Source organism: Nostocoides japonicum T1-X7, from assembly GCF_001046855.1.
Lineage (GTDB): Bacteria > Actinomycetota > Actinomycetes > Actinomycetales > Dermatophilaceae > Nostocoides > Nostocoides japonicum.
On the sequence record NZ_HF570958.1, the window covers coordinates 4,641,189 to 4,643,504 of the forward strand.

2 protein-coding genes and 1 pseudogene are annotated in these 2,316 nt (G+C 72.5%); 2 read left to right on the forward strand and 1 reads right to left on the reverse strand.

Annotated elements, in window-relative coordinates; all coding sequences use genetic code 11:
- Nucleotides 1-464: pseudogene (locus BN12_RS21085) on the forward strand (glycoside hydrolase family 15); the annotation flags it as partial.
- 43 nt (nt 465-507) lie between these two features.
- Here the strand turns inward: BN12_RS21085 and mce are convergent.
- Nucleotides 508-939 carry a methylmalonyl-CoA epimerase gene (mce, locus tag BN12_RS21090; RefSeq protein ID WP_048555538.1) on the reverse strand — a complete coding sequence of 144 codons (432 nt, stop codon included), beginning with the start codon at nt 937-939 and terminating at the stop codon, nt 508-510.
- Nucleotides 940-1,071: 132 nt separating this feature from the next.
- Between mce and BN12_RS21095 the strand changes: the two genes are divergently transcribed.
- Nucleotides 1,072-2,268, forward strand: a complete 1,197-nt coding sequence (locus BN12_RS21095) for an acetyl-CoA C-acetyltransferase (protein ID WP_048555539.1) — start codon at nt 1,072-1,074, stop codon at nt 2,266-2,268.
- Nucleotides 2,269-2,316: the final 48 nt, after the last annotated feature.

Below are 2,316 nucleotides of genomic sequence, written 5' to 3' on the forward strand. Positions count from 1 at the left end.
GGCTGGCCGCTGTCGTCGTGGCGGACTTCGGGCCGACGTTCCAGCGATACGGCGACGTCGGCGGCCGCGACGCAGCGGTCGCGATGCTCATGCCCGCCTTCGTGGGGGCCACCCCCGCGCTCGGGTCCGGCCGGGGTGAGGCGGGTGCGAACATCCTCGCGAGCTGGACGACCTACCAGGAGAACGCCCGGCGCGACGGGGGTGGTCTGGCTCCCGGCGAGTGGTGGTACAACCACGGCGAGTCGTGGACCCCGGAGACGGCGCTCGTCGCCTACACCGCGGCGGAGAGCGGCCGCACGGCGACGGCCCGACACTGGATGGGCTGGCTCGACGCCCATCGTGCTCCGTGGGGGTCGCTCCCCGAGAAGGTCCTCGCCGACGGCCGACCCGCCGGGCCCGCCCCCCTCGCGTGGACGGCGGCACTCGTCGTGCTCACCGCCTCCGAGCTCGACCGGCACCCGTGACGCCGGGATCCCCCTGGTCGCCGGCCGGACCGTCGTGGTCTGGTCAGTGGGCGCCGTCGGCCGGCTCGACGAGCTCGACGAGGACCCCGCCGGCGTCCTTGGGGTGGATGAAGTTGATCCGCGAGCCGGCCGTGCCGCGCCGAGGCGACTCGTAGAGCAGCCGCAGCCCCCGGGACCGGAGGGTGTCGCATACCGCATCGACGTCCTCCACCCGGTAGGCGACCTGCTGGATCCCCTCGCCGTTGCGGTCGAGGAACCTGGCGATCGTCGACTCCGGTGTGAGCGGGGCGAGCAGCTGGACGCACGAGCCGCTGTCGCCGACGCGCATCATCGCCTCGCGGACCCCCTGCTCCTCGTTCGTCTCCTCGTGCGCGAGCTCCATGCCGAGGACGTCGCGGTAGAACGCGATGGCCTTCTCCAGGTCCGGGACCGCGACGCCCACATGATCGATGGCGGTGAACAGGTCGGCGCTCATGCGCGGCAGCCTATGTCGGGCATATGCCGTCGAAGCCCTCGTGTGGCCAAGGGCACCCGCCGCGGCCTCTGCGCTGTCATCGCGCGTGGGTAGAGTCGAGACGATCACTGACACCGATGTTGGAGGCGAGTCATGGCCACCGATCCCACCGTCATCGTCGCGGGGGCGCGCACCCCGATGGGCCGGATGAGCGGGTCCCTCAAGGGGTTCTCCGCGTCGGACCTCGGCGGCTTCGCCATCAAGGGGGCGCTGGAGAAGGCCGGCGTCGCGCCCGAGGACGTCGACTACGTCGTCATGGGCCAGGTCCTGTATGCCGGCGAGGGCCAGATCCCCGCCCGCCAGGCCGCGGCCAAGGCCGGCATCCCCCTGTCGGTCCCCGCGCTCAGCGTCAACAAGGTCTGCCTCTCCGGGCTCGACGCCATCGCGCTCGCCGACCAGCTCATCCGGGCCGGTGAGTTCGAGATCATCGTCGCCGGCGGCCAGGAGTCGATGACGAACGCCCCGCACCTGCTGCCGAAGAGCCGCGAGGGGTACAAGTACGGCGACGTCACGCTCCAGGACTCCATGGCCTACGACGGGTTGTGGGACGTGCTCACCGGGCAGGCGATGGGGTCGCTCACCGAGTCGGCCAACACCGGCGAGCAGCGGTTCAGCCGGGAGGAGCAGGACGCGTTCGCCGCGAACAGTCACCAGCGGGCCGCGCGGGCGTGGAAGGACGGCTACTTCGACGACGAGGTCGTCCCCGTGTCCATCCCACAGCGCAAGGGCGACCCGGTCGTCTTCGCGACCGACGAGGGGGTTCGGGCCGACACGACGGTCGAGTCCCTGGGCGCGCTGCGACCCGCGTTCGCCAAGGACGGCACGATCACCGCGGGATCGGCGTCGCAGATCTCCGACGGCGCCGCGGCCGTCGTCGTCATGCGCCGCTCGAAGGCGGAGTCGCTCGGGCTCTCCTGGCTCGCGGAGATCGGGGCACACGGCGTCGTGGCGGGCCCCGACTCGACGCTCCAGTCGCAGCCGGCGAACGCCATCCGGGCCGCCCTCGCGAAGGAGGGGTTGCGGGCCTCCGACCTCGACGTCGTCGAGATCAACGAGGCGTTCGCCGCCGTCGGTCTCGCCTCGGCCAAGGAGCTCGGTCTCGCCCTCGACGACGTGAACCCCAACGGTGGGGCCATCGCCATGGGTCATCCGCTCGGCATGTCCGGCGCCCGGGTCGTCCTCACCCTCGCCCACGAGCTGAGGCGTCGCGGCGGGGGCGTCGGCGCGGCGGCCCTGTGCGGCGGCGGCGGCCAGGGGGATGCCCTCGTCCTGCGTGTCGCGAAGGCCTGATGGCGCGTCCCGTCGACGTCCCGGCTCTCGTCGCGGCGGGCATCTCGC